At 37.0% G+C, this 5,566-nt stretch carries 7 protein-coding genes and 1 pseudogene; 5 read left to right on the top strand and 3 right to left on the bottom strand.

Features of this window, described 5'->3' with window-relative positions; genetic code table 11:
- Nucleotides 1-573: 573 nt before the first annotated feature.
- The 3 genes from lptB to lptC form a co-directional block, all read right to left on the bottom strand.
- On the bottom strand, nucleotides 574-1,368 hold the full coding sequence (lptB, locus tag BN338_RS04490; protein ID WP_039759420.1) for an LPS export ABC transporter ATP-binding protein: 795 nt from the start codon (nucleotides 1,366-1,368) through the stop codon (nucleotides 574-576).
- 6 nt (nucleotides 1,369-1,374) lie between these two features.
- On the bottom strand, nucleotides 1,375-1,974 hold the full coding sequence (locus BN338_RS04495; RefSeq protein ID WP_198003676.1) for an LptA/OstA family protein: 600 nt from the start codon (nucleotides 1,972-1,974) through the stop codon (nucleotides 1,375-1,377).
- Between the two features lie 77 nt (nucleotides 1,975-2,051).
- Nucleotides 2,052-2,699, bottom strand: a complete 648-nt coding sequence (gene lptC / locus BN338_RS04500) for an LPS export ABC transporter periplasmic protein LptC (protein ID WP_039759421.1) — start codon at nucleotides 2,697-2,699, stop codon at nucleotides 2,052-2,054.
- A 186-nt stretch (nucleotides 2,700-2,885) separates the two neighbouring features.
- Between lptC and ihfB the strand changes: the two genes are divergently transcribed.
- From ihfB to BN338_RS13040, 5 genes and pseudogenes are all read left to right on the top strand, one after another.
- Nucleotides 2,886-3,164: an integration host factor subunit beta gene (gene ihfB, locus BN338_RS04505; protein ID WP_039759562.1), complete on the top strand. Its 279-nt coding sequence runs from the start codon at nucleotides 2,886-2,888 to the stop codon at nucleotides 3,162-3,164.
- Nucleotides 3,165-3,171: 7 nt separating this feature from the next.
- The gene (locus BN338_RS04510) at nucleotides 3,172-3,468 is read left to right on the top strand and encodes a LapA family protein (RefSeq protein WP_039759422.1); all 297 of its coding nucleotides are present in this window, start codon (nucleotides 3,172-3,174) and stop codon (nucleotides 3,466-3,468) included.
- Nucleotides 3,469-3,639: 171 nt separating this feature from the next.
- On the top strand, nucleotides 3,640-4,572 hold the full coding sequence (locus BN338_RS04515; protein ID WP_039759564.1) for a class I SAM-dependent methyltransferase: 933 nt from the start codon (nucleotides 3,640-3,642) through the stop codon (nucleotides 4,570-4,572).
- 2 nt (nucleotides 4,573-4,574) lie between these two features.
- Complete coding sequence (locus BN338_RS04520) at nucleotides 4,575-5,423, top strand: TrmH family RNA methyltransferase (protein WP_039759423.1); 849 nt, start codon at nucleotides 4,575-4,577, stop codon at nucleotides 5,421-5,423.
- Nucleotides 5,420-5,566: pseudogene (locus BN338_RS13040) on the top strand (signal peptidase II); the annotation flags it as partial. The gene BN338_RS04520 and the pseudogene BN338_RS13040, both read left to right, overlap by 4 nt.

Here is a 5,566-nt window from a genome sequence, read left to right on the forward strand (position 1 = left end):
CATCATCGATATGTTCTTTGATTCGACAGAGAAAATATGACGAATATCTCTCACCTTTCAATAACACATGCATTTATTTACAGCCTCGTTTATCACACATTATCAAGCTAATTCAGTGATACCCTTTCTATGACACAATCATACGTAAGCTCAACCAATAAAACAATATACTCATCATCTCACAGTGATGAAGCTTTTTACACCAATTAATAAAAAATTTCTATATTCTACCCATAAAAGAAGTTTTGGCATAAATAAGGAAATTTTCAATAATAACTTAATAAATACAACCACCGGAGAAATCTTATTGCACACCCCAATTAAAAAACTTTATTCTAAAGCCGTATTCTCTTATTGATTTACAGCCTTTAACAACGTTATCATAATTTCTACAATAAAGGAACAATTGCTTTTGTTTCCGTAGATGGAAATATATTGATAATATGTTTTATTAATAATCACAACGAAACCTCATCTACCTCCTTTGGAGTCTGTTTGATGACTTAAAATGGCGTTTGTGAAGACCATGTTGTTTCTGTTAAACTTAAATGGAAATGCATGAAAGCTCTAAAATCATAGAGAAAACTGATTTCCCAAATAAATCCTGCGGACATCGGCGTTGCTGATAATATCATGAGGACGACCATGAACTAACACTTTGCCGGTATGAATGATGTAAGCGCGGTCGACAAGTCCTAATGTCTCGCGTACATTATGATCTGTTATTAAAACACCAATGCCACGCTTCGTTAAATGACGAATAAGCTGCTGAATATCAAAAATAGCAATAGGATCAATTCCTGCAAACGGTTCATCAAGTAACATAAAATGAGGACGAGAAGCTAAAGCGCGCGCAATTTCAAGGCGTCGACGTTCACCCCCAGATAACGAAAGTGCTGGCATTTTACGTAAATGATCAATTTTAAATTCATGTAAAAGACTATCTAACTCTTCACGTTGTTTAAGGTGATCTTTTTCAACGACTTCTAAAACAGCTTTAATGTTATTTTCCACTGAAAGACCACGAAAAATAGAAGCCTCTTGGGGAAGATACCCGATACCTAAACGCGCACGTCGATACATCGGAAGATGCGTAATATCAAATCCATCGATTTTAATGGATCCTCCATCAGATTTTATGAGCCCCGTAACCATATAAAAACAAGTTGTTTTACCTGCTCCATTGGGTCCTAAAATGCCAACGGCTTCTCCCGTACGAATGCCAAAAGAAACACCATTAACCGTTGGTCTTCCTCGATAAATTTTAATCAAATGACTAGCGATCAAAGTCCCTTTTAAGCGCTTTTTTGAAGCTTCACTTGCAAAATTATACCCATCAGTCTGTTTTTTTCTTTTGATTCCAAACATGAAATCTTAATGGCCATTCTTTTGATTTTGTTTTAAAATAATAGAAACACGGCCTTTTTTTTCAGACGTCTCACAACCTTCTAAAAAAGCCTTTCCGCTTTCCATGTTTGCCGTTAGTTTGCACCCCGTTGCCACATTGTCACCATCCTTTAACACAACATGCTTCCCTGTCAAACTCATCATTTTTGATTTTCCATCAAAAACACCCTTATCACCCGTAGCAATTTGTGTAGCAATTTTTATATAAACTTTTCCCACAGCTTCCATTTTTTTTATGCTCGACGACCCCAATAAAGCAACAGATGATGCTTTTGTATCTTCTTTGTTTTTATCCGTTTCTTTATGTGCTTTATCGTAGTAAACAACTAACTTTGCCGTTCGTAAAAGACGTTCACCTTGCATAACTGAGACATCACCCTTAAAAAGGGCTATCCCTTCTTTATCACGTATTTCTAAAGAATCTGCGTGAAGTTCTACTGGTTCTTTGTCGTTTGATAGACTTACTCCAAAATGGGTCCCTTCAGCATATCCTAAAACTGCTCCTCCTCCTAACATTCCCATGCTAAAAGCCAACTTTATACCTATCCATCTTTTGTATGATCTCATTATTTCAATTCTTCTGTTTGTATAGTCACATACTTCTCTTTTAAAGATCCCTTCAAAGATATCGTATTGATATTGCTTCATTGCTTTTGAATCACTAAATGTACACCACCATAGAAATACATGTTTTTTCCTTTTTCTCGAATTTTTAATGCATTGGCGGCAAGATGAAAACCGGCTCGTTGAATATTAACACGTTGATCTGTTTTTAATTGTCCTTCAGATAAATTAATATTAGCCGACATAAATTGTGCCATCATCCCATCATTCGTCGTAATGGTGAATGGCTTATCCAACTGTAAAAAACCATTAATGTTATCGTAAACCCCCCCTTGTGCCGCAAGAAAAACTTGTCTTTGTTGGCCCATAGACGCTTTAGCTGTGATGTTTTGCAACCCAATTATTCCAGAGCGCGTATGATCTTGAAATGCCTTTTCTGCTTTAAGCCAATAAGGTTCATGAGAACGCGTATACCCTTCTAATTTTGGATTGAGTATCGTTAAATTCATCACTTCACTTTCTTCATTATTATTCAAAGGAATAGGATCAGAAGTAACGGGAACTGAGAAAAACGTAAACCAGCAAAAAAACAACGCTGAAACGAATGCTATGAAGGGTAAAAAAATTTTTAATAGACTAATACGACGCGAATGCTGGGATGCTTTTTTAAAAACATCTCCAACAGATGATTGCATTGAAAAGACTTCATGATGATTGTGTACGGACATACTCTCCTAATCTCTTAAATATTCCGCATTTCTAATCTGTATAACCTTTATAAAAGATATTTTCAAATTTTGTTTCTTGAAATTTGTTTTTTCTTGGTTTTATTTTGCTTTTATCCGTTTATATATTGTAATATGCGTGAAGTGCACAATTATTAAAAAATCTTTTTGTGTGAAAGTGAGGCTATCGTGGTTAAATCAGAGCTTGTGCAAATTATTGCTCGTCATAATCCGCATCTTTTTCAACGGGATGTGGAAAATATTGTAAACGCTATTTTTGAAGAAATTTCAACAGCACTTGCAAATGGCAATCGTGTTGAACTTCGTGGATTTGGAGCTTTTTCTGTAAAAAGCCGTTCAGCTCGTAATGGACGTAACCCACGAACAGGTGAAGCCGTTGCTGTTGACGAAAAGTGGATTCCTTTTTTTAAAACTGGCAAAGACCTACGTGACCGTCTTAATCAGTGAGAAACTTATGATTATTAAACGTATCCTTCTAACAAGTATTAGTGTGATTCTCACAGCGTTTTTGGTTGTTTTTACCATAGCTAATCGTCAAATAGTTCCGCTAACCCTTGATCCTTTTCGAGAAAATTCTGAAAAATTTACTTATCATGCTCCCCTTTTTATATGGCTCTTTATTTTCTTTGGTTTTGGTATTTTATTAGGCAATCTGATCCGTTGGTTTTCCTATCACAAATGCAAAAAAGCTCTCAAAAAAAGTGAAGCCGAGATCGAGAAATTGAAAACCTCTATCACAAATCTGGTGTAATGGTGTTTTAATGAAACCTTTTTCTCTCTGTGTTTTATATCCAATACAGAGTTTAAAGGTGTTCTTTCTTCTATATGTGTTTTAATTGACTTGAGCTCTTTTGCACTTTTACGAAACACTTAAGAGCTTTATAATGTAATTTTTTATACCTCATATACCATGATACAAAACATGCCTGCACAATGCTTTCAATATTCTCACAATAATAGATATCCGAACGAAAAGCTGCCTCTTATTTTAGAAACAGGTATGAGTGAAAGTTATGCTCTCATTGATTCTGGTCATGGACAAAAATTAGAGCGCTATGGAGATTATCGAATTATTCGACCAGAAGGTCAAGCATTATGGAGCCCTGCTTTATTACAAAAACAATGGGCTAATGTTGATGCTATTTTCACAGGAAACCGTGATGAAGAAGGGGTTGGTCGTTGGCATTTTCCAAAAAAACCACTTGATGAAACATGGCCACTTTCTTGGAATGGACTGTCTTTTCTAGGTCGCTTTACTTCCTTTCGTCATGTAGGCGTTTTTCCTGAACAAGATGCCCATTGGCGCTTTATGGAAGAACAAATTTTTAAAGCTGCACGTCCTATAAAAATATTGAACCTTTTTGGCTATACAGGTGTTGCCTCTTTGATTGGAGCACGAGCAGGTGCAAACGTTACCCATGTTGATGCTTCTAAAAAAGCCATTGCGTGGGCAAAAGCTAATCAAGAAAAAGCAGGATTACCAGATCATTCTATTCGCTGGATTTGCGATGATGCTGTAAAATTTGTCGAGCGAGAACTGCGTCGCAAAAAAAGCTATGATATGATTCTTCTTGATCCCCCTGCTTATGGGCGAGGACCCCATGGCGAAGTTTGGAAACTGTTTGATCATTTACCAGCAATGATTATAAATTGTCGTAAACTTCTCTCTGATAAACCGCTCTCTGTTGTCCTTACAGCTTATTCTATTCGTGCTTCCTTCTTTGCACTTCATGCGTTAATGCGCGATGCATTTGTAAATCTTGGTGGTACGGTCGAATCAGGAGAACTCATTTTACGTGAAGAAGTTGCAGGGCGCGCCCTTTCTACTTCTCTTTTTAGCCGTTGGATTGCTTGAATATGTGTGGACAAAAAACTGGTAGAGTGAAAGAAATTACCTCTCTTAGCAACCCCATCATAAAAGATCTTAAAGCACTTAGCCAAAAGAAAAATCGTAATAAAGAAGGTCTTTTCATGGCAGAGGGATTGAAATTGGTTATTGATGCTCTCAATCTCGGCTGGACAATACAGACGCTTGTTTTTTCCAAAAATGAAATTGGTAATGCCACTATCGAAAATACTGCTGCACGCGCTGTAGCCAATGGTGGTTTTGTTATTAAAGCCTCACAAAAGGTTATGGAATCACTGACTCGGCGCGATAATCCACAAACAGTTATTGGTATTTTCAAACAAAAATGGCAATCTCTTGAAATGATAACTGGACAGGCTAAAGATGTTTACATCGCTCTTGATCGTGTGCGTGATCCTGGAAATCTTGGGACCATTATTCGCACTGCTGATGCTGTTGGGGCTAAAGGTGTTATTTTAATTGGTGAAACAACAGATCCTTTCTCACCTGAAACAGTTCGTGCAACCATGGGATCTATTTTCTCTATACCCCTTTATCGTTTTGATGAAAACGCCTTTTTAAACTGGTCTTCTTGCTTTAAAGGCATGATCGTTGGCACGCATCTCAAAGGATCTTTAGATTATCGTAAACTTGATTTGAAAAATGGTCCTATTATCCTTTTAATGGGAAATGAAAAACAGGGATTATCAGATATTCTGACAAGTCGATGTGATAAACTTGCGCGTATTCCGCAAAGTGGACGCGCTGACTCGCTTAATCTGGCAATAGCAACAGCCGTTATGCTTTATGAAATCCGTCGCCCTTATTTAACACTGGAATCATGCGAGAAAAAAATATGATCCGTAAATCACTCCCTTTTCTTCTCCTTGGTTTGGTCCTTACAGTAGGACTTGACCAAGCTGTGAAATACTGGATTATGCACAACGTGCCTTTAGGAACAGAAATCCCCCTCATTCCTTTCCTTTCCCTTTATCATGTGCGT

The organism is Bartonella queenslandensis AUST/NH15 (assembly GCF_000312585.1).
Taxonomy (GTDB): domain Bacteria; phylum Pseudomonadota; class Alphaproteobacteria; order Rhizobiales; family Rhizobiaceae; genus Bartonella; species Bartonella queenslandensis_A.